Here is a 20,328-nt window from a genome sequence, read left to right as displayed (position 1 = left end):
GTCAGAGACGGGCCATGTCCAACACTTCAGCAACCGCCGGGAGTTCACGGTAGGCACTGAGTTGCTGAATGGTGGGCATGATCCGTTGACGCGGTCGCACGGACGCCACCCCTGCCGAGAGTTCCAAGGCACGGCCGGTGACACTGGCAGCCTGCTCGATCTCTCCGGCGGACAGGTAGGAATCAGCCAGCCACGACAGGTACAGGCTCTTGTCACGCGCATGGGCGTCGTCGTAGTGGGTCAATGCTTTCTCCAAGACAGGGACCGCTCGGAGTGGACGGCGTAATTCCGTCCAACAACGGCCGGTCATGATCTGGAGTTCATTGCGATCCACCCACGCCACCCAATCCGGTTGCGGCGTCCCGTCACATTCACTGAGCGCGGCCTCGGCGGCGTTGAGGGCTTGCTTGGTCGCGTCGGCATTGCCCGCAACGGCGTACACCGATGCCAGTCGCTCGTACAGCAAAGTACGGACCCCAGGCGGGGCGTCAGTGCCTGCGGTACGACATGATCGTTCAGCAGTCCCGATTCCGGCTTGGCGATCTCCGTTGGTCTTCTGGCAGGCAAGGAAGGCGAGGGCATTACCGGCCAGGGCTGTGTCTCCTGCTTCTCCGGCAACCCGGTAGCTGTCCTCGTACACATTGCTGGCGTCAGCGTCCTTGCCTCCGTCGAAGGCCGCCCATCCGGCTTGCTGCGCCTGCTCAGCGAGCACCGACAACAGAGCACGCCCCGTCTCCTCCGCGTAGCTGCACTCTCGAATCAGCCGCTTGGTTGATTGGTACTCACCGAGGTAGACGCGCAGGGCTGTTGCAAAGTCCGGTTGATCAAGTTGAGTTGCTGGTCACAGCGTGGTGACGATGTTCGCGAAGGCCGCTACGAACAGATCGAGGCTCCCGTTGTGGACGGATGACCTTGCCAGTCACCGTCTCGAACCGGAGCCTCGATGTGCCGTCAGTTTTCCACTGTCTGCCTGGTCAAATCGCCTGTGTTGGAGGGGTGTTCGGGGTTGCTGCTGGCGGAGCGGCTGGCCAGACTGCCCGACCCGCGCCATCGCCGGGGCGTGCGTCACCCGTTCGTGGCGGTGCTGTTGATTGCCGCGTCGGCCGTGGTGGCGGGAGCGCGTTCGTACGCGGCGATCGGGCAGTGGGCTCGCAGCGCACCGGACGTCTCCTACGCCTTGAGATTCGCGGCGATGGGGCGGTGGTCGCTGGCTGTGGCAGGGAGCGTCCAGGCGTCCGTAGGGGTGATGCCCCGGGTGAGGATGTGGTCGATGCGGGCGATCGAGTCCCGGCCGCGCCGTCCTGACCGTCACCAACACCGGGCCGCTCCTGCCCGACACCGTCGGCGACCTCACCGAGCCGTTCCTGCGCGGCAAGGGCCGGCTGGCCGAGAAGGATCCCGCGCGCCGGGGCCACGGGCTGGGGCTGGCCATCGTCGCCGGCATCGTCGGCACACACCACGGCGACCTGCCCCTGCCCCTGCCCCCAACCCCGGCGGCGGACTCACCGTCCGGGTATCGCTTCCCGGCCGCTGAGCGGCGTCGTCGCCGGTCAGGCGGCGAGGCGTACCTCGCCCTGGCGCGAGTCCGGGCGCGATCCGGGTCCGGCGTGGCCGATCCCGGCGTGGCCAGTGCTGGTGACCCGGGTGCGGGGCCTGGGCTGCGCCGCCCGGTCGAGGCGGGCGAGTTCGGCTCCGCTCAGGTCGAGGAGGTCGGACAGTCCGAGTCCGAGCGCGCGGGCGGCAGCCGCCAGGACCTCCGACGACGCCTCCTTGTGGCCGCGTTCGAGCTCGGAGAGGTAGGCCATCGAGATGCGGGCCTCGTCGGCCACGTCCTTGAGCGTGCGCTGCTGGGCGAGGCGCTCGCGGCGCAGGGCGCCACCGACAACGTCCCGCCAGAGGGGCTCCTTGGCCGCCGGGGCCGGGCGCAGGCGGATGAGGCGGGCTTCGTTCGGCACGTGGCTGGTCACCTGTCCAGGGTAGTGAGCATCGCGGCCGGGTGGGTGGGAGTTACGTTCCGCCCCCGGTGAAATCGCGTGAAACTGAAATCGCGTGCGGACGCGGGCCGGAGCGGGAGGGCCCGCCGCGAGCCCCTGGCCCCGCCACCACGCCGTTAGAGTGGCGCCGTGGCGGCGATCAGCGGAAATCTACGCATACGCAGGGGCATACGCGGAGACGAGAACAGCGAGCCCGGCGGCCGGGCCGCCGTGCCCTGGTGGCGGCGGCAGTATGTGCCGCTCGTCGCTGTCGCCGTCGCGCTGCCCCTGTACGTCCTGTGGGCCGCCGCGCTAGCCACCGGTGGCGGGGATCTCGCCGCGCAGTTCGCCTGGTCGGGGTTCACCGCGCGACACCCGGACGCCGCGTACAACCTGTCCTGGTACGGCGGTACCCACACCGCCAACTACAGCCTGATCGCGCCCCACTTGATGGCCGCCTTCGGCGTGCGGACCGTGTCCGTCGCCGCCGGGCTCGTCGGGACCTGGCTGCTGGCCCTGCTGTTCGCGCGGAGCGGGGTGCGGTACGCCGTGTGGCCCGCCGTCCTCGCGTCGCTCACCCTGTGGTGCAACGTCGCCTCCGGGCGTACGACCTTCACCCTCGGCGTCGCCATCGGACTGATCGCCTGCCTGTACGCGCGCCGCACCGTCCTCGCCGTCGTGGCGGGGGCGCTCGCCACCATGGCCAGCCCGGTCGCCGGGCTGTTTCTCGTGGTGGTCGGCACCGCGTATCTGCTGCAACGGGAGTGGCGGAAGGGCGCCGCCCTCGTCGTGCCGTTCTTCGTCGTGGTCGGGACCACCACCCTGCTCTTTCCCTTTCAGGGCGAGCAACCCATGGCATCGGGACGGCTGTGGATGCCACTGTTCGTCTGCGCCGCCGTGGTGTTCGCCGCCCCGCCGGGACGCGGCTGGCGGACCGTGCGGTTCGGGGCCCTGGTGTACGCCCTCGGGGTCGTCCTGACCTTCCTGATCCCTTCGCCCATCGGCACCAACGTGGAGCGGCTGTTCGGGCTGATCGCGCTGCCCCTGCTGCTCGCCGCCGCCCTGGCCGAGGACCACGGAGCCGAGAGCCACGAAGCCACGCGCCGCGCCCGGGTCCGGGTCCGGCGCGTGGTGCTGGTCGTCGCCCTGGTGTTCTCCGCCAACTGGCTGGTGGGCAAGACCGTCGAGGACCTCGGCGTCTCCAACACCGTGCCCGCCTGGGCCGCCGGCACCGACGGTGTCGCACGGGAGCTGGCCCGGCTCGGCGCCGACCGTACCCGCGTCGAGGTCGTCCCCGCCCGCAACCACCGCGAGGCCACCGCGCTCGCCCCGCACGTCAACATGGCCCGTGGCTGGAACCGGCAGCTCGACGTCGAGCGCGGGCGGCTCTTCTACGACGGGTCCCTGACCCCGGCGACGTACCGGCAGTGGCTGGACCGCTGGGCCGTCGGCCTCGTCGTGCTGCACCACGGGAGGCCGGACGGGCCCGCCGAGGCCGAGGCCGCGCTCGTGCGGAGCGGGCCCGAGTGGCTGGAGCAGGTGTGGCGGGACGACGGCTGGACGGTCTACCGGGTCAAGAACGCGACGCCGCTGGTGTCCCGGCCGGGCACGGTCGTGCGGGGAAGTGACGCCGACCTGGTCGTACGGATGCCATCGGCCGGGTCGGTGACGGTACGGGTCGCCCACTCGCCGTGGCTGCGCGCCAAGGGGGCGTGCCTGCGGCAGGACGGCGAATGGACGCGGCTGACCGTGCCGAAGGGGGGGACGTACCGGCTGGACTCGGCGTATCGGCTGCCCCGGGACGAAGTGGGCTGCGAGTCCCCATGAGTTCCGGTCACACCGCGAGCGCGCGCAGCGCCGCCGCCGTGTGCGCCGCGTCGTAACCCGGCGCCACCCCGTCGGCCAGGACCACCGCGCCGGTGATGTGCCGGGTGCGCAGCGGCACGATCTCCTGGTAGGCGTCGGAGTCGTACCAGGCACGCGCCTTCTCGATGTCCGGGAAGCCGATGACGACCAGGTAGCCGGGCCAGTCGCCCTCGCGGACCTCGACCTCCGTGCCGTGGACGAGGAAGTGTCCGCCGAAGGGGTCGAGGGTGGCCTGGATGCGCTCCATGTACTCGAAGATCTCTTCGTGCTGGGCTGCGGGCTTCAGGTGACCGACGGCGTACGCGCTCATGGTGTTCCTCCCGGCAGTGGCTGGTGTGCTGCCGATCCTGCCGGGAGGTGCCGTGCGCGTCCATTACTTCGCGGGTAATGCGGGCAGTGCCGGCGCTGGGACATTGACGGTCGGATCGTCGATGTGGCCAGTGCGGGCACCGCGGCAGCGCCGGTCAGATCGTCGCGTTGTCGATCACGAAGCGGTAGCGCACGTCACTGGAGAGCACGCGCTCGTACGCCTCGTTGATCTCGCTCGCGCTGATCAGCTCGATCTCCGCGCCAAGACCGTGCCGCGCGCAGAAGTCCAGCATCTCCTGGGTCTCCTGGATACCGCCGATGCCCGAGCCCGCGAGGGTCTTGCGGCCGCCGATGACGGAGAAGAGGTTGAGCGAGACGGGCTCCTCGGGGGCGCCCACGTTCACGAACGCGCCGTCCGTCTTCAGCAGGCCCAGGTACTTGTCCAGCGGCAGCGGCGCGGACACGGTGGAGACGATCAGGTCGAAGGTGCCCGCGAGGGCCTCGAAGGTCGCCTCGTCGCTGGTCGCGTAGTAGTGGTCGGCGCCCAGCTTCAGGCCGTCGTCCTTCTTGCGCAGCGACTGGCTGAGCACGGTCACCTCGGCGCCCAGCGCGTGCGCGATCTGCACGCCCATGTGGCCGAGGCCGCCCAGGCCGACGATGGCGACCTTCTTGCCGGGGCCCGCGTTCCAGTGGGCGAGCGGCGAGTAGAGGGTGATGCCGGCGCACAGCAGCGGCGCGGCGACGTTAAGGGCGATGCCCTCGGGGATGTGCAGGGTGTAGTTCTCGTCGACGACGATGTGGGTGGAGTAGCCGCCGTACGTCGGCTCGCCGTCCTTGCCGACCGCGTTGTACGTGCCGATGTTGCCGGCCTTGCAGTACTGCTCCAGGCCGGCCTCGCAGTTGTCGCACTCACGGCAGGAGTCGACCATGCAGCCGACGCCGGCGCGGTCGCCGACGGCGAACTTGGTGACGCCCGGGCCGACCTCGGTGACGATGCCTGCGATCTCGTGGCCGGGCACCATCGGGAAGATGCCTTCGCCCCAGCCGTCGCGGGCCTGGTGGATGTCCGAGTGACAGATTCCGGCGAACTTGATCTCGATCAGTACGTCGTGCTCGCCGACCGGGCGGAGCGGCACGGTGGTGCGCTCCAGCGGGGCCTTGGGGGCGGGAGCGGCGTATGCGGCAACAGAAGTGGTCATGCCATCCACCCTGCCTGAGCTGGGAACATTCACCCAGCCCCCTGTTGTGCGTACGTCTGGTGTGCGTACCACTGGCGGGGACAGGCTCAGTTTCCCGGCACGGTGAATACTGGGGTGCTATGGATCAGCGCGCCGAATTGAGTGAGTTTCTCCGGTCCCGTCGGGCGCGGCTCAAGCCCGAGGACGTGGGCCTGCCCGACTTCGGCAGGCACCGCCGGGTGCCGGGTTTGCGCCGCGAGGAGCTGGCGCAGCTGGCGGGTGTGTCCGTCGCGTACTACACCCGGCTGGAACAGGGCAACGGCCGCAATGTGTCCACGGAGGTCCTCGACGCCATCGCCCGCGCCCTGCAGCTTTCCGACGCCGAGAGCGACCACCTCACGCATCTCGCGAAGCCGACGCCCAAGAAGAGGCGCGCGGCGCGTCCGCAGCGTCTGCGGGCTGCGATCCAGCAGCTGATGGACGCGATGGAGGGCGTGCCGGCGTACGTGGTGGGTCGGCGCACGGACATCCTCGGCGGGAACCGTCTCGCACGCGCCCTGCTCGGCGACTTCGTCGCGCTTCCGGCCGCGGAGCGCAACACCGCCCGGCTGATCTTCCTCGACCCCAACTCGAAGGATCTGTACGTCGACTGGGAGATCAAGGCGTGCGAGGTGGTCAGCTATCTGCGGATGGACGCCGGCCTCCACCCGGACGATCCGCTGCTCTCGGCGCTCGTCGGCGAACTGTCGGTCAAGAGCGAAGAGTTCAGGAGCCAGTGGGCGGCGCACCATGTGAAGGACAAGGGGCACGGCACGAAGCGGCTGCATCACCCGCTGGTGGGCGAGCTGACCCTGTCGTACGAGACCCTCCGGCTGCCCGACGACCTCGAACAGTCCCTGGTCACCTTCCACGCCGAGCCCGGCTCGCCCTCGCAGGAGTCCCTGCGGCTGCTGGCGAGTTGGGGAACGGACGCGGAGGTACGTACGCCCAAGGGCTGAGGGCCCGGCACAGGGACAACAGCACGGGAACGCATTCGGCGGCGGAGCCGGCCTGCCACTGCGCCCAGTCCATGTTCCAGCCGTTGAGGCCGTTGTCCGGCTTGATGGTCTTGTCCGGGGAGTTCTTGATGACGACCACGTCACCGACGATCGAGTTGTTGAAGAACCACGCGCCGGGCTGGTTCGGGTCGTTCGCACCCTTGGCGTCGTTCAGGCCCACGCAGCCGTGGCTGGTGTTGGCGCTGCCGAAGATCGAGTCGGCGCCCCAGTAGTTGCCGTGGATGAACGTGCCCGACGTGGACAGCCGCATGGCGTGCGGCACGTCCTTGATGTCGTACTCGCCCTTGCCGTCGTCGTCGGTGAAGCCGACCGTCGCACCGTCCATCCGGGTCTCCTTGAACTTCTCGGAGATCACCATGGCGCCGTTGTACGTCGGGTTGTCGACCGAGCCCGCGGAGATCGGGATGCTCTTGACCGTCTTGCCGTCCTGCGTGACCGTCATGGTCTTGGTCTTGGCGTCGACGGTGCTGACCTGGTTTCGGCCGACGGTGAAGTTGACCGTCTTGTCCTGGACGCCGTACAGCCCCTCGGCGCCCTCGACGCCGTCGAGGGCCAGCTTCAGGGAGACCTGGGAGCCACCCTTCCAGTACTCCTGGGGGCGGAAGTCCAGGCGCTGCGGGCTGAACCAGTGGCCGACGACTTCCTGGCCGCTGCTCGACGTCACCGTGATGCTGTCCTGGACGGCCTTCTTGTCGGTGATCGCCTTGTCGAAGTTGATCGACACGGGCATGCCGACGCCGACCTTGGAGCCGTCCTCGGGGGTGAAGTTCCCGATGAAGCTGTTGGCGGGCGAGACGGTGGTGAAGGAGCCGTTCTCGTGCGCCTTGCGGCCCTCGGAGTCCACCGCCGTCGCGGTGATCTTGTACGTCGTCGAGCGCTCCAGCTGGCCTGACGGCTTCCAGGTCTTGCCGTCGGCGGCGATGGCGCCCGCGATCTTCGTGCCGTCGGCAGCGGTCATCACGACCTCGGTCAGCTTGCCTTCGCTGACGGTGACCTTGGTGCCGCGGTTGATGCCGACGTTGTCGGCGCCGCTCTTCGGGGTGATCGCTATTCGCGCCTCCGAGGTCTCCTTGGCCGCCGCTGCGTCCACCTCGGCCTGCGACTTCTTCGAGCCTTCGGCGCTGTTGCCGCCCTTGTCGCCGTCGTCGCTACAGGCAGAAAGCACCAGAACGCCGCCGAGCAGAGCGGACGCGGCCATCAGGCCCCTGCGGCGCCGCTTGCTGTCCGTCATCACACGCTTCTCCATCGTTGCCGATTCCCCACAAATCCCCGAGCAGGGCCGCCGGGCGGCGTTTCCCTGCCAATGCTTTACAACACACGTTCCGGTACGTCCGTTCCACATCCGGGGAAGATGTGGGGAACACCACTCGTCGGCGAGCGCCGACGCACGCCGGCTTGTCCCGTCCGCCGACTCCTTCGTCGATCTCATCGACGCAGCCACGCCGCCGCCGGTTGCAGCGGCGGGCGGCTTTGATGCGACAAGTTCTACGACGAGTGCTCCAAGGACGCTACGCCCGGTCCTCCGCTTCCTCCTCATCAAGGTCCCACTCCAAGGATTCAGGGTCGTATTCGATCTGCTCGCTGCTCCACGAGGCCTGCGCGAGCACCACCCCGGGGACGTCGCCGACCAGGTCCAACGGGTCCACGAGCCGGGCAAGGGCCTCCGCCACGTCTTCCCTGACACTGTCCTGGGCATGCATGCGATCGCCCTCCGCCCCCGCCTCGTCCGCCGCGACGGCGGCGAGGGCCGCGGCGCTGAGGGCCCCGGGGTCGGTCACTTCCACTACGAGCTCCACCTGGAGGCGGACAAAGCGTGATGTGTCGGTTTCAGTCATGCGTCCGAGCGTAGGCTGCCGGACCGCCGACGAGGGCACCTGACCCTCATGACTTTCCCGCGACCCGTCGCTGTCATTAGCATCGGCACACACGGCCAATTCCCGGCACCATCAAGGGGGATCGATTACGTGTCCGCACATCGACCGCTGCTGACCGCCACCGCCGCCGGCACACTGCTGTGCGCCCTGTGGTTCGTCCCGTCCGCCAACGCGACCGCGGAGAAGGAGGCCCAGGCCCAGGCAGAGCAGCACTCCGCCGCCGCGGCGGCCTCCGCCGAGGCCGCCGCGTCCACAGAGCCGACCGCGTCCGACGAGGGCCTCAGACTCGCCGACACGGGCGGCGTGGACACCACCCCGTACCTGGTCGGCGGCACTGCCTTCCTCGGTACCGGCGCCGCCTTCGTGGCCTTCTCCATGAGAAGGGCCGCGCGCCCGGTCTGACGCACGGCACCCCATAACCCCCCGGTTAAGCGAGCGGTCCCGTCACCGGCTCGACGACCTCAACGAGCCTGCCCGCGCGGACGAAAGCGTCCGCGGCGGCCAGGTCCGGCGCCAGGAAGCGGTCCGGGCCCGGCCCCGCCACGCCCGCCGCGCGCAGCGCCATGATGACGGCCTGCGACGCGGGCGCGGGCTTGAGTCCCTCGCGCAGCTCGATGCCGCGGGTGGCGGCGTACAGCTCGACCGCGACGATCCGCGTCAGGTTGTCGATGGTCGTGCGCAGCTTGCGCGCCGCCGACCAGCCCATGGAGACGTGGTCCTCCTGCATGGCGGAGGACGGGATCGAGTCTGCGGACGCCGGGACGGCCAGCCGCTTCATCTCGCTGACCAGGGCGGCCTGCGTGTACTGGGCGATCATCAGGCCGGAGTCGACGCCGGGGTCGTCGGCGAGGAAGGGCGGCAGGCCGTGCGAACGGTTCTTGTCGAGCAGCCGGTCGGTGCGGCGCTCCGCGATGGAGCCCAGGTCGGCGGCGGCGATGGCGAGGAAGTCCAGGACGTACGCGACGGGCGCGCCGTGGAAGTTGCCGTTGGACTCGACGCGCCCGTCCGGCAGCACCACCGGGTTGTCGACGGCCGAGGCCAGCTCACGCTCGGCGACGGTCAGGGCGTGCGCGATCGTGTCGCGGCCCGCGCCGGCGACCTGGGGCGCGCAGCGCACCGAGTAGGCGTCCTGGACGCGCGGCGCGTCGTCCTGGTGATGGCCGGTGAGCTCGGACCCGGCGAGCACCCGCAGCATGTTGTCGGCGCTGGCGCCCTGTCCGGGGTGCGGCCGGATGGCGTGCAGGTCGGGGGCGAGCACCTTGTCCGTGCCGAGCAGCGCTTCGAGGCTCAGCGCGGCGGTGATGTCGGCGGAGGTGTAGAGCCGCTTCAGATCGGCGATGGCCATGATCAGCATGCCGAGCATGCCGTCGGTGCCGTTGAGCAGCGCCAGGCCCTCCTTCTCGCGCAGCTCCACGGGCACGATGCCGTGCGCGGCGAGCAGCTCACCGGCGGGCTTCAGTGTGCCGTCGGGGCCCTCGGCGTCGCCCTCGCCCATGAGCGCCAGCGCGCAGTGGGACAGCGGCGCGAGGTCGCCGGAGCAGCCGAGCGAGCCGTACTCGTGCACGACGGGCGTGATGCCCGCGTTGAGCAGGTCGGCGATGCTCTGCGCGACCTGCGGCCGTACGCCGGTGTGGCCGGTGGCCAGGGTCTTGAGGCGCAGGAACATCAGTGCGCGTACGACCTCGCGCTCGACGTGCGGGCCCATGCCTGCGGCGTGCGAGCGCACGATGTTGCGCTGCAGCTGGGCGCGCAGGTCAGGGCTGATGTGGCGGGAGGCGAGGGCCCCGAAGCCGGTCGAGACGCCGTACACGGGCTCGGGCTTGGCGGCCAGGGCGTCGATGATCTCGCGGGATGCGGCGAGGGCGGTGACGGCTTCGGCGGAGAGCTCGACGCGGGCGTTGCCCCGGGCTACGGCGATGACGTCCTCGGTGGTGGTCCCGGACGTCCCCAACACGACTGTGTGCATATCCATATTCAGAACCCTACGGACTGAATTCCTCGATGTCACTACCGGAAGTGCGGACAGCCCCTTACTGCGAACATCGGGACGGGCGGCCCTCAGAACCGGCGGCCTCCAGGACGGGCGACCCTCAGAACCGTTCGGCCCTCAGGTCCGCCCCCGGAAGCGGCGGCGGTCGTGCGGGGTCGACGGGGGCGAGTCCGCGAGCCGGACCACCGATCCGTCGCGGCCCGCCACCACCGGCTTCGCCGCACGCGCCGCCTTCGCGCGGTACTGCGCCGCGTCCGCGAGGCGGAACAGCCGACGGGCCGAGCGCACCTCCCCGATGGGATCGCCGGTCGACGCGACGCCGCAGGCGACGCCCTCGCCGAGTTCCATTCCCCCGGCACGTACGCACAGTTCCTCGGAGACCCGGACCACCTCGTCCGCCGAAGGGCCGACCGCGAGCAGACAGAACTCGTCGCCGCCGAGCCGCGCGGCCAGCGCGCCGGGCAGCATCGCCCCGCACAGGGACAGGACCGAGCCGAAGCGCTCCAGGAGGCGGTCGCCGACGGCGTGCCCGTGGGTGTCGTTGACCCGCTTGAGGCCGTTGAGATCGCAGACGACCAGGCTGACGACCGCCCCCGAAGCCCGGTGCCGCTCCACCGCCGCGTCCAGGCCCATGTCTACGGCGCGGCGGTTGGCCAGCCCGGTCAGCGGGTCGGTGTAGGCCAGCCTGCGGACCTCTTCGAGCCGTTCGGTCTGGGCGATGCCCGCCGCGGCCACCGAGGCCAGCACCGTCGCGAAGTCCGCGTCGGACCGACCGAAGACCGGCGCCCCGACGGGTCTGGCGACGTACAGCTCGCCCCAGGCACGCCCGCGCAGCACGATCGGCGCGACGACGCACGAGCCGCGCCCGCGGCGGCGCAGCGCGGCTACCCGCTGATGGCAGTACCCCGCGGCGTCGGCGTCACCCTCGGCCGGTCCGGCCGCCGTCTCGACCCAGGCGTTGGGCTCGCCGCCGCCCGCCCACTGCTCGTGCAGGAACTCCGCGATCTCCGGGAACTGGTGGACGGGATAGGTCTCCTCCTCGGGGAAATCCTCCTCCCCCTCGGCCAGCGCGCCCGCGTTGACGAGCACCCGCAGCCGGCCCAGCTCACGCTCCCACACCGACACGGCGGCGAAGCTGCCGCCCAGCGCGTCCCGCGCGCCCAGCGCCGCCGCCCGCCAGGACTCGCGCGGGGTGTGCGCCGCCGCCATGGCCTGCGCCAGCGTCACTACGGCCCGCAGCCGCGCATCCTCACCCATCACCCCACCTTAGGGTGATTTGTACGATTACGACCTTTACGCTTCCCCGCCGCCTCCCGGGCTACTCGCCCGGCCAGTGCGGCTTGCGCTTCTCGTTGAACGCGGCGACGCCCTCCGCGCGGTCGCCCGAGAAGGCCACGGACCGCCACGCGGCGTCCTCGACCTCCAGGCCCGCCCGCAGGTCGAGACCGTGCCCGAGCCGCATCGCGCGCTTCGCCGCGCGCAGCCCCACCGGGGAGTTCCCGGCGATGCGCGCAGCCAGCGCCAGCGCCTCGTCGCGGTCCTGTCCCGCGTCCACCAGCTGGTCGACGAGGCCGAGCGAGGCAGCCTCCGCCGCCTCCACGCGCCGCGCCGTGAACACCAGCTCGGCCGCCCGCGCCGCACCGACCCGCCTCGGCAGCAGCTGCGTACCGCCGCCGCCGGGGATCACGCCGACCGACACCTCGGGCAACCCGACCACCGCGGTGGCATCCGCCACGATCAGGTCGCAGGCCAGCGCAAGCTCGAAACCGCCACCGAGGGCGAAGCCGTGCACCGCGGCGATCGTGGGCATCGGCAGGTCGAGCACGCCGGTGTACGCACCCCGGGCGACCGGACGCTGGCGTACCAGCTCGGCGTCCGTGAAGGAGTTGCGCTCCTTGAGGTCGGCGCCGACGCAGAAGGCGCGCGGGCTGCTGGAGGTCACCACGGTGACCCGTACCGCGGGGTCCGCGCCGAGTGCGTCGCACGCGGCGGCGATGGAGCGGGCCATGTCGGTGGACACGGCGTTCATCGCCTTGGGCCGGTCGAGCACCAACTCGGCCACGTGCCCGCCGTCACTGTGCCGCCGTACGGCGACGAAGTCGCCGAATCGCTGCGGTTCCTGGGGGTGTTGCGGCGACTGCTGCTGCTCGCTCGTGCTCATGCGGGTGCCCTCCCGGTTAACGACCGTTACCGGGGCGATCCTAGTGGGGGCCCCAGACCCCGGTCCTCAAACGCCGGACGGGCTGAAACACGCGCGACATCCGGAACACTTTCAGCCCGTCCGGCGTTTGAGGACACGCCCGAAGGGCGTCCCGGGGGCCTGGGGGGGGCTCGCCCCCACCACGCGGCGGCAGCCGCAAAATGACACAGCGGGAAGGGGCGGGTAGGGGACAGCCCCGCGCAGCGGCCCACCCACGCCCGCTCACCCGCACCCGGCTACGGCGTCCGCCTCGTCAGCAACCACGGCTCGACCGTCCCCAGGCCCCGCACCGGCCGCTGCCACATCGGCTGAAGCGCGAACCGGTACGAGGGCGGGGCCACGCCCTCCTTCTCCGCCTTCTCCGCCTCCACGGCCGCCTCCGCCTCGGAGACCGGCGCGTCCCCGGTCCGCGAAAGCTCCTCGGCGAACGCCTCGTCCACCAGCAGCGCGTCCTTCGGCGCTATGGACGTGAGCCGACTCGCCAGGTTCACCGTCGTACCGAAGACGTCGCCCATCCGCGTGGTGACCGTGCCGAAGGCGATGCCGACGCGCAGCGCGGGCATCGCCTGGTCGTTGGCCATCGTCTCGATGAGCCGCAGCGCGATCTCCGCCGCCGTACCCGCGTCGTCCGCCGCGTACAGGACCTCATCGCCGAGGGTCTTGATGAGCCGGCCGCCGTGCGCCGCGACCAGGTCCGCCGCGGTCGTCTCGAACGCCTCGACCAGCTCGCCCAGTTCCTCTTCCTCAAGCCGGCGCGTCAGTCGGGTGAAGCCGACGAGGTCCGCGAAGCCGACCGCGAGCCGCCGGTCGACCATCTCGTCGTCGTCGGCGGCCTGGACGACCCGGCCGGTCGCGGCGGCGAGCTGGCGCCGCCACACGTAGACGAGGAATTCTTCGAGCTCCGGCAGGAGCAGCTCGACCAGGGGGTACGTGACCTCGGTACGGGTCATGCCGGGCTCGGGCGGCTCCGTCAGACCCTCCAGGAAGGAATCGATCTGCCATTCCGCCAGCCGGGCGGTGGTCTGCCCGGTGGACCGGGCGACCTGCACCGCCATCGGCTCGCTCAGCAGCCCCGCCTCGACGAGCCCCGCGAGGCGGCGCAGGGCCAGCACGTCCGCCTCGGTCAGTGCCTTGGCCTGCCCGATGTCGGCGAACCCCATGGCCCGCCAGAAGCGGGAGGCGAGGTCCATCGAGACGCCTGCGGTACGGGCGGCCTGGAAGGGGGTGTAGCGGCGCTCGGCGCCGAGAATGAGCTGTTCGAGGCGGATGGCGAGGGGGTCGTCGGTCGGCTCGGCCGTGTGGTCGACGGCATGGTGCGGGGTGGGGTGGAGCGAGACCTCGGGCTCCATCCGGGCCTCGATATCGTCCTCCTCGGCGGACCCCTCGGCCCATCCCCCGGCACCGTCGGGCTCCGCGCCGGACTGCGCCCGGGATTCACGCCAGGACCCGGCACGGGCCTCGGCCCGGCCCCCGGCGGACTCCGGCGCGCCGTCGCCCGCCCCGGCACCCGCACGAGCCTGCGCACCGTCCGCGGCCCCGTCGCCCGTACCGGCGTCCGCACGGGCCTGAGCGCCATCATCGGGCCCCGCACTCGCGCCGCCGGCCGGTCGGGACCGCCCAGCGTCACCGGGAGCGGCGCCCGCCCGCGCACCCGTACGAGCCTGCGCACCGGACGCGCCCGCAGCTGCCGCCGCGTCCGGACGGGAGGTCTCGTCGGCGCCGGGTCCGTGCCCGGCACCCGGCTGTACGGGCGTGTCGTCGTCCGCCCCGGTACCCGCGTGGGACGTCGCGCCGTCACCCGTCCCCGCGGCCGCTCCGTCCCCCGCAGGGGACCCCGCGCCGGACTCCGTGTCGTCGACGGTCACCTGCCGCCTCCTGCCCGTTCCCTGCGCACTGCCTGTGTCCTGCCGTTCTGTCGTCGCGCGATCTGTCGCGGATCGCCTCAACGATACGACAGGTGTGCCCTACCTCACTCCCCAGTCCCTGGTGTCACCTCTGTCCCCGGCCCCGGCCGCAGGTGTACGACGTCGCCCGCACCCACCGGCTCCTGCATCCCCTCCGCCGTCGCCAGCACCAGCCGACCGTCGCCGTCGACCGCCACCGCCTCCCCGGTCAGCGACCGGCCGCCGGGCAGTTCGGCCCGTACCGTACGGCCGAGTGTCGAGCAGCCCGCCGCGTACGCCTCCTGCAGGCGGCTGCCCGCCGGGTCGCCGCCGGCCGTACGCCAATCGGTGTACCACTGGCCCAGCGAGCGCAGCACCGCGCGCAGCAGCGGGTCGCGGTCGGTGGAGACCGCGCCCGCGAGCAGCAGCGAGCCCGCGCCCGGCACCGGCAGCTCCTTCTCCGCGAGCGAGACATTGATGCCGATCCCTACGACGACGCCGTCCGCAGCGCGCTCGGCGAGGATGCCGCCCGCCTTGCGCTCCTCGCCGTCGATCGTCACCAGCAGGTCGTTGGGCCATTTCAGGGCCGTGTCCACACCGGCCGAGCGGGACAGCGCGGTGGCCACCGCGACGCCGGTGAGCAGGGGCAGCCAGCCCCAGCGCTCGGCGGGCACCTCGGTGGGCTTCAGGAGTACGGAGAAGAACAGACCGGAGCGCGCGGGCGCCGACCAGCGGCGGTCGAGGCGGCCCCGGCCCTGTGTCTGTTCCTCGGCGACGAGCACCGCCCCCTCGGGCAGGTCGGCCGCGCGCGCGGCCAGGTCGCTGTTGGTCGATCCGGTGGCGGACACGACGTCCAGCGACGTCCACAGTCCGCCGGGCCGCAGCAGCGCGCGCCGCAGCGCGGGGGGGTTCAGCGGCGGTCGGCCGAGGTCGGACCAGCGTGCGTCTGGAGCATCCGGAGGCGTCATGCAACCCAGCGTAGGTGTGGCATACGACGCACTGCCGAGTGGCATCCGCGCCGCTACGCTACGTGTCAGTAGCCGTCCGTTGACCAGGCAGGGAGCCCCATCCCGATGTCAGAGGCCGAGATCGCCAACGCCGATATCGATGCACAGAGCAGTCATACGACCGCGGGAAAAATCGCGGATCTGCAGCGCCGTATCGATGAGGCGACGCACGCGGGCTCCGAGCGCGCGGTCGAAAAGCAGCACGCCAAGGGCAAGTTGACGGCGCGCGAGCGGATCGAGCTGCTCATGGACGAGGGATCGTTCGTGGAGCTCGACGAGTTCGCGCGGCACCGTTCGACCAACTTCGGCATCGAGAAGAACCGCCCGTACGGCGACGGAGTCGTCACCGGATACGGCATGGTCGACGGCCGCCCGGTCTGCGTGTATTCGCAGGACTTCACCATTTTCGGCGGCTCGCTCGGCGAGGTCTACGGCGAGAAGATCGTCAAGGTCATGGACTTCGCGCTGAAGACCGGCTGTCCGGTCATCGGCATCAACGACGGCGGTGGCGCACGCATCCAGGAGGGTGTCGTCGCGCTCGGCCTGTTCGCCGAGATCTTCCGCCGCAACGTCCACGCGTCGGGCGTCGTACCGCAGATCAGCCTGATCGTCGGCCCGTGCGCGGGCGGCGCGGTCTACTCGCCCGCCATCACGGACTTCACGGTGATGGTCGACCAGACCTCGCACATGTTCATCACCGGGCCCGACGTCATCAAGACGGTCACGGGTGAGGACGTGGGCTTCGAGGAGCTGGGCGGAGCGCGTACGCACAACACCACATCGGGTGTCGCGCACCACATGGCGGGCGACGAGAAGGACGCCATCGAGTACGTCAAGTCCCTCCTGTCCTACCTGCCTTCGAACAACCTCACCGAGGCCCCCGCCTTCCCCGAGGTGGCGGACCTGGAGACGTCCGACGAGGACCGTGAGCTCGACGTGCTCATCCCGGACAGCGCCAACCAGCCGTACGACATGCACACGGCCATCGAGCATGTGCTGGACGACGCCGAGTTCCTGGAGACCCAGGCACTGTTCGCGCCGAACATCCTCACCGGCTTCGGCCGGGTCGAGGGCCGCCCGGTGGGCATCGTCGCCAACCAGCCGATGCAGTACGCCGGTTGTCTGGACATCAACGCCTCCGAGAAGGCCGCGCGCTTCGTCCGCACCTGCGACGCCTTCAATGTGCCGGTCCTCACCTTCGTGGACGTGCCGGGCTTCCTGCCGGGCGTGGACCAGGAGTACGGCGGCATCATCCGGCGCGGCGCCAAGCTGATCTACGCGTACGCGGAGGCCACGGTCCCGCTGATCACCGTCATCACACGCAAGGCCTTCGGCGGCGCGTACGACGTGATGGGCTCCAAGCACCTGGGCGCCGACCTCAATCTGGCGTGGCCGACCGCGCAGATCGCGGTCATGGGCGCGCAGGGCGCGGTGAACATCCTGCACCGCAGGACGATCGCCGCATCCGACGCCCCCGAGGCGACCCGCGCCGAGCTGATCGCCGACTACGAGGACACCCTGCTCAACCCGTACGTCGCGGCCGAGCGCGGTTACGTCGACGCGGTGATCATGCCGTCGGAAACGCGCCGCCACATCGTGCGCGGGCTGCGTCAGCTGCGTACGAAGCGCGAGTCGCTGCCGCCGAAGAAGCACGGCAACATCCCCCTCTAGTCCCTCTCCAGGAAGGGCCGTTCGGATGATCAAGGTCGTACGGGGCAACCCGACACCGGAGGAGCTGGCCGCGGCCCTCGCGGTGGTCCAAGCACGCGCCGCGGCGGCGGAGGACTCGCCGTCCGGCGCCCACGAGCCGGCAGCCGCGTGGGCGGACCCGGCGCGGGTGGCACGGCACTCGATGCCGCGGCCGGGCCCGCAGACGTGGAGCCGGACGTACTGGCCCGCGTAACGCGTAGCGCGGTATGTCGTAGACGGAGGGGTCGGACCCGAGTGCCGGGTCCGACCCCTCCGCGCGTCCCCCTCGGCGCGTCCCCCTCCGCGCGCCTGCCCTCCGCGCGTCTCAGAGGACGGCGGCGACAGTCTTCGCCATCAGCCGGTAGCCCGCGTCGTTCGGGTGCAGGCCGTCCTTGAAGTCGTACGCCGGGTTGAGGCGCTCGGCATCGGCCGGGTCGGCGAGGACCCGGTCGAAATCGGCGACCGCGTCGAACTCCCCCGAGGTGCGGATCCAGTCGTTGACCTCGTTGCTGGCCTGTCGTGCGTGCTCGCCCCAGTGGTCGGAGCCCTTGAGCGGCAGCAGCGTGGAGCCGACGATCCGCAGGCCCTTGGCGTGCGCCGCGCGGATCAGCTCCCGATAGCCGGCGATCAGCTCGGCGGCCTGCACGACCGGCGAGGGCTTGTAGGTGGGCTGGTCCTTCGCCTCGCTGAAGCCGATGTCGTTGAGCCCTTCGAGCAGGACGACGGTGGAGACACCGGGCTGGTCGAGGGCGTCGCGGCCGAAGCGGGCGGTGGCCCGCTCGCCGTACCAGGCCGAGTCGTTGAGGACCAGGTTGCCGCCGATGCCCTGGTTGATCACGGGGCGCCCGGTGCGCTCGGCGAGGGCGTCGGAGTAGCGGCGGTCGGTGTTCGGGGTCGAGCCGAAGCTGTCGGTGATGGAGTCCCCGAAGAGGACGATGCCGTCCGTGCGGGGACGGCCGCTGTCGCCGCCGACCTCCACGCCCGACAGGTAGTACCAGGACTGGGTGGTGTCGGTGAAGGCTGCGGCGGAGGTGGCACCCCGCTGGTCCCCGTCGGCGCGATAGCTGTCGGTCCAGGCCTGCGAGTGGTAGGTGGCGGGTCCGGTGGTCCCGGCGAGGTAAAGGGTGACGGTCACCGACTCCAGCCGCTTCAAACCCAGTTGAGCGGCGTCGCTGCGCAGTTCGCCGTGCGCCGGTATCGCCACGGACCGCTTCCCGGCGAAGGTGAGGTGGCGGATGCTGCCCGGCTCGACGGCGGCCCCCTTGTCCGTACGGGCGAGGGTGGCGCCGGTGATGCGCAGCGGTGAGGTCCCGTAGGCGTTGGAGAGGCGGATACGGGCCCGCTGACCGGCGGCGGTGACCCGGACGACCTGGCGGACGGTCTGGCCGGAGAAGCCCTCCTGCGACCAGTTCGGGGTGAAGCCGGTGCTGGGGCTCTGCGGCGAGGCGCCCCACGCTGCGGTCCAGCGGGCGGACCGCGTGGGGGCGGGCTGCTCGGACGCGGGCTGTGCGGACGGCGCGGGCGCCGCACCGAGCAGACCGAGGGTGAGGGCGGCGGCGATGACGGGGGTGGCGGTGCGGCGTACGCGGTGAATGTGCACGGCAATGCTCCTTCGATCACCCTAATGGGCGACAGGTTCCGTTAAGATGTGAGGACCGTAGCAGAGTCGGAGCAATTAATGGAACAGAATTCCCGTTTGGGCGGTGCGGAGGCCGCACCACCCGGTTCAGACGCGACACCGAGCGGTTCGGAGGCCACGCCGGGCAGCGTGCGGCCGGGCGGCCGGACCGCCAAGGTCCGCGCCGCCGTCCTCGACGCCACCCAGGACGCCCTGGTCGAACAGGGCTTCCACGCCCTGAACATGGACCGTGTCGCGGCGGGCGCGGGGGTCGGCAAGACGACCGTCTACCGGCGCTGGGGCTCGTCGGTCGGCCTGGTCGCCGACCTGCTGAGCGACATGGCCGAGCAGTCCCTGCCCGCCGCCGACACCGGCTCACTGGAGGGTGACCTGCTGGCCAACGCCCGTCTCGTACGGCAGACCCTCACCGACCCCCGGATGGGCGCCGTCTTCCAGGCGGTCATCGCCGCCGCCGCGTGCGACGCGCAGTGCGCGACCGCGCTGAACGGCTTCTACGCGACCCGTATCCGCGAGTGGGCGCCCTGCGTGGAGCGGGCCGTCGGGCGCGGCGAGGTGCCGGCCGGGACGGATGCGGGCGAGGTGATCCGGGCGGTCTCGGCGCCGCTGTACTACCGCTTCGCGGTCAGCCGCGAGGCGGTGGCCGAGGCGGACGCGGACCGGGCGGCGGGCGCGGCGCTCGCGGCGGCGCGGGCGGGGGTGTTCGTGCCCATAGGCCCTCAGGGGGACTAGTGCGTAGGAGGGGCGGCGTTTGAGTACGGATACTCAGGCGCCGGAGGCGTCACGGTCGCAGGATCGATTGCATGCTGTGGTCCGACCCGGAGAACGAACCGCCGAAAGAGCTGCGTGAGACAGAGGCGATGCTTCGCCGCATGGGCCTGCTGCTCGCGCTCGCGATGCTGGTGGCCATGTTCGTGCTGGGCATCCACTGAAACAGCCACGCTGTCATACCGGGCCATGCCCTATAGGGCATGGTAAAGACCACTGTGCACCTTCCCGGGGAGCTTGGGCCCCGGCCGGACGCCGAGTCGGCAGCCAGCGGAGTCAGCAAGGCTGCCGAGCTCATCCGCCGGGGCATCGCCGAGCTCCTGGACAGGTCTCCCCGCCCTCGAAACGACCGCCCCCTGCCCGTGTTCAACAGCGGCCGTCCCCTCACGCCTGAGCGGATGGACGACGCCAGCCACGAGCACATCAAGGAGAGGGCGGCTCGGCGTTGATCATCGTTGCCGACACCTCGGCCGTCTTCGCGGCCTTCGATGCCGCCCAGTCCGAACACGAGAGTGCCGTCCGCGTCATGGCGCAGGAGACACTGGCGATCTCCCCACCCGTCGTCACGGAGCTCGACCATCTCGCCCACGCCACCTCGGGTTTCCGGAGGCGCTCCGCGTCATGGAAGCCGTCAACGAGCGCCTTGTGGACGGTCAGCACAGACTCGCCGCCCTGAACCCTGCTGACCTCGCGGCAACGCACGAAGTGCGGCAGAAGCACGAAGCGCTTCGGCTCGACCTCGCGGATGCCGTCGGCGTGGTCCTGGCCGACCGGTACCGAACCGACCGGATCTTCACCCTCGGCCAGCGCGACTTCAGGGCCCTCACCCCCGCTGACCAAGGGCTTCAGGGCCTTCCGCATCCTGCCGCTCGACGCCTGAGTCCTGCCCGGCGCCTC

22 protein-coding genes are annotated in these 20,328 nt (G+C 71.0%); 9 read left to right on the top strand and 13 right to left on the bottom strand.

Annotated elements, in window-relative coordinates; translation table 11 throughout:
* Position 1: 1 nt before the first annotated feature.
* On the bottom strand, positions 2 to 802 hold the full coding sequence (locus tag QMK30_RS27075; RefSeq protein WP_502963239.1) for an NsdA family TPR-like regulatory protein: 801 nt from the start codon (positions 800 to 802) through the stop codon (positions 2 to 4).
* Positions 803 to 943: 141 nt separating this feature from the next.
* On the opposite strand from QMK30_RS27075, the gene QMK30_RS38535 reads away from it, so the two are divergent.
* Positions 944 to 1,534, top strand: coding sequence for a transposase family protein (locus QMK30_RS38535; RefSeq protein WP_349362116.1), 591 nt, complete (start codon positions 944 to 946; stop codon positions 1,532 to 1,534).
* A 16-nt stretch (positions 1,535 to 1,550) separates the two neighbouring features.
* Here QMK30_RS38535 and QMK30_RS27065 read toward each other — a convergent pair whose 3' ends face one another.
* On the bottom strand, positions 1,551 to 1,967 hold the full coding sequence (locus tag QMK30_RS27065) for a helix-turn-helix domain-containing protein (RefSeq protein WP_283520949.1): 417 nt from the start codon (positions 1,965 to 1,967) through the stop codon (positions 1,551 to 1,553).
* A 261-nt stretch (positions 1,968 to 2,228) separates the two neighbouring features.
* Between QMK30_RS27065 and QMK30_RS27060 the strand changes: the two genes are divergently transcribed.
* A complete protein-coding gene (locus QMK30_RS27060) occupies positions 2,229 to 3,800 on the top strand; it encodes a hypothetical protein (RefSeq protein WP_283520990.1) in 1,572 nt (523 codons plus the stop codon).
* 7 nt (positions 3,801 to 3,807) lie between these two features.
* Here the strand turns inward: QMK30_RS27060 and QMK30_RS27055 are convergent, their stop codons facing one another.
* Positions 3,808 to 4,149 (bottom strand): DUF1330 domain-containing protein, encoded by a 342-nt coding sequence (locus QMK30_RS27055; RefSeq protein ID WP_283520948.1) that lies wholly within the window; start codon positions 4,147 to 4,149, stop codon positions 3,808 to 3,810.
* Between the two features lie 154 nt (positions 4,150 to 4,303).
* The gene (locus QMK30_RS27050) at positions 4,304 to 5,347 is read right to left on the bottom strand and encodes an NAD(P)-dependent alcohol dehydrogenase (RefSeq protein WP_283520947.1); all 1,044 of its coding nucleotides are present in this window, start codon (positions 5,345 to 5,347) and stop codon (positions 4,304 to 4,306) included.
* Between the two features lie 119 nt (positions 5,348 to 5,466).
* Between QMK30_RS27050 and QMK30_RS27045 the strand changes: the two genes are divergently transcribed.
* The gene (locus QMK30_RS27045; protein ID WP_283520946.1) at positions 5,467 to 6,324 is read left to right on the top strand and encodes a helix-turn-helix domain-containing protein; all 858 of its coding nucleotides are present in this window, start codon (positions 5,467 to 5,469) and stop codon (positions 6,322 to 6,324) included.
* Here the strand turns inward: QMK30_RS27045 and QMK30_RS27040 are convergent.
* Positions 6,227 to 7,630: a L,D-transpeptidase gene (locus QMK30_RS27040; RefSeq protein WP_283520945.1), complete on the bottom strand. Its 1,404-nt coding sequence runs from the start codon at positions 7,628 to 7,630 to the stop codon at positions 6,227 to 6,229. The two genes, QMK30_RS27045 and QMK30_RS27040, sit on opposite strands and share 98 nt — an antisense overlap.
* A gap of 262 nt (positions 7,631 to 7,892) precedes the next feature.
* A complete protein-coding gene (locus tag QMK30_RS27035; protein ID WP_283520944.1) occupies positions 7,893 to 8,219 on the bottom strand; it encodes a hypothetical protein in 327 nt (108 codons plus the stop codon).
* Positions 8,220 to 8,348: 129 nt separating this feature from the next.
* On the opposite strand from QMK30_RS27035, the gene QMK30_RS27030 reads away from it, so the two are divergent.
* A complete protein-coding gene (locus QMK30_RS27030) occupies positions 8,349 to 8,660 on the top strand; it encodes a hypothetical protein (protein ID WP_283520943.1) in 312 nt (103 codons plus the stop codon).
* A gap of 25 nt (positions 8,661 to 8,685) precedes the next feature.
* Here QMK30_RS27030 and hutH read toward each other — a convergent pair whose 3' ends face one another.
* From hutH to QMK30_RS27005, 5 genes are all read right to left on the bottom strand, one after another.
* Positions 8,686 to 10,230 (bottom strand): histidine ammonia-lyase, encoded by a 1,545-nt coding sequence (gene hutH / locus QMK30_RS27025; protein WP_283520942.1) that lies wholly within the window; start codon positions 10,228 to 10,230, stop codon positions 8,686 to 8,688.
* A 135-nt stretch (positions 10,231 to 10,365) separates the two neighbouring features.
* Positions 10,366 to 11,505, bottom strand: a complete 1,140-nt coding sequence (locus QMK30_RS27020) for a GGDEF domain-containing protein (RefSeq protein WP_502963235.1) — start codon at positions 11,503 to 11,505, stop codon at positions 10,366 to 10,368.
* Positions 11,506 to 11,566: 61 nt separating this feature from the next.
* Positions 11,567 to 12,409 carry an enoyl-CoA hydratase/isomerase family protein gene (locus QMK30_RS27015; protein ID WP_283520940.1) on the bottom strand — a complete coding sequence of 281 codons (843 nt, stop codon included), beginning with the start codon at positions 12,407 to 12,409 and terminating at the stop codon, positions 11,567 to 11,569.
* Positions 12,410 to 12,684: 275 nt separating this feature from the next.
* Complete coding sequence (locus QMK30_RS27010) at positions 12,685 to 13,797, bottom strand: adenylate/guanylate cyclase domain-containing protein (RefSeq protein WP_283520989.1); 1,113 nt, start codon at positions 13,795 to 13,797, stop codon at positions 12,685 to 12,687.
* A gap of 620 nt (positions 13,798 to 14,417) precedes the next feature.
* Positions 14,418 to 15,299, bottom strand: coding sequence for a biotin--[acetyl-CoA-carboxylase] ligase (locus tag QMK30_RS27005; protein WP_283520939.1), 882 nt, complete (start codon positions 15,297 to 15,299; stop codon positions 14,418 to 14,420).
* Between the two features lie 105 nt (positions 15,300 to 15,404).
* On the opposite strand from QMK30_RS27005, the gene QMK30_RS27000 reads away from it, so the two are divergent.
* Together QMK30_RS27000 and QMK30_RS26995 are read left to right on the top strand one after the other, a co-directional pair.
* Positions 15,405 to 17,009, top strand: coding sequence for an acyl-CoA carboxylase subunit beta (locus tag QMK30_RS27000; RefSeq protein WP_283520938.1), 1,605 nt, complete (start codon positions 15,405 to 15,407; stop codon positions 17,007 to 17,009).
* A 25-nt stretch (positions 17,010 to 17,034) separates the two neighbouring features.
* Complete coding sequence (locus QMK30_RS26995; protein WP_283520937.1) at positions 17,035 to 17,241, top strand: acyl-CoA carboxylase epsilon subunit; 207 nt, start codon at positions 17,035 to 17,037, stop codon at positions 17,239 to 17,241.
* A gap of 111 nt (positions 17,242 to 17,352) precedes the next feature.
* Here QMK30_RS26995 and QMK30_RS26990 read toward each other — a convergent pair whose 3' ends face one another.
* A complete protein-coding gene (locus tag QMK30_RS26990; RefSeq protein ID WP_283520936.1) occupies positions 17,353 to 18,627 on the bottom strand; it encodes an SGNH/GDSL hydrolase family protein in 1,275 nt (424 codons plus the stop codon).
* 78 nt (positions 18,628 to 18,705) lie between these two features.
* On the opposite strand from QMK30_RS26990, the gene QMK30_RS26985 reads away from it, so the two are divergent.
* From QMK30_RS26985 to QMK30_RS26975, 3 genes are all read left to right on the top strand, one after another.
* Positions 18,706 to 19,395, top strand: coding sequence for a TetR/AcrR family transcriptional regulator (locus tag QMK30_RS26985; RefSeq protein ID WP_283520935.1), 690 nt, complete (start codon positions 18,706 to 18,708; stop codon positions 19,393 to 19,395).
* Positions 19,396 to 19,466: 71 nt separating this feature from the next.
* On the top strand, positions 19,467 to 19,595 hold the full coding sequence (gene mmpB, locus QMK30_RS26980; protein ID WP_283520934.1) for a morphogenic membrane protein MmpB: 129 nt from the start codon (positions 19,467 to 19,469) through the stop codon (positions 19,593 to 19,595).
* A gap of 39 nt (positions 19,596 to 19,634) precedes the next feature.
* Positions 19,635 to 19,880 (top strand): CopG family transcriptional regulator, encoded by a 246-nt coding sequence (locus QMK30_RS26975; protein WP_283520933.1) that lies wholly within the window; start codon positions 19,635 to 19,637, stop codon positions 19,878 to 19,880.
* Here QMK30_RS26975 and QMK30_RS26970 read toward each other — a convergent pair.
* On the bottom strand, positions 19,855 to 20,292 hold the full coding sequence (locus QMK30_RS26970; RefSeq protein ID WP_283520932.1) for a hypothetical protein: 438 nt from the start codon (positions 20,290 to 20,292) through the stop codon (positions 19,855 to 19,857). The two genes, QMK30_RS26975 and QMK30_RS26970, sit on opposite strands and share 26 nt — an antisense overlap.
* Positions 20,293 to 20,328 lie beyond the last annotated feature (36 nt).

Origin of the sequence: Streptomyces sp. H27-C3, assembly GCF_030063415.1 — a bacterium.
Taxonomy (GTDB): domain Bacteria; phylum Actinomycetota; class Actinomycetes; order Streptomycetales; family Streptomycetaceae; genus Streptomyces.
Note: the sequence above shows the minus strand (reverse complement) of the source record. Positions and strands in the feature narration are given on the sequence as shown.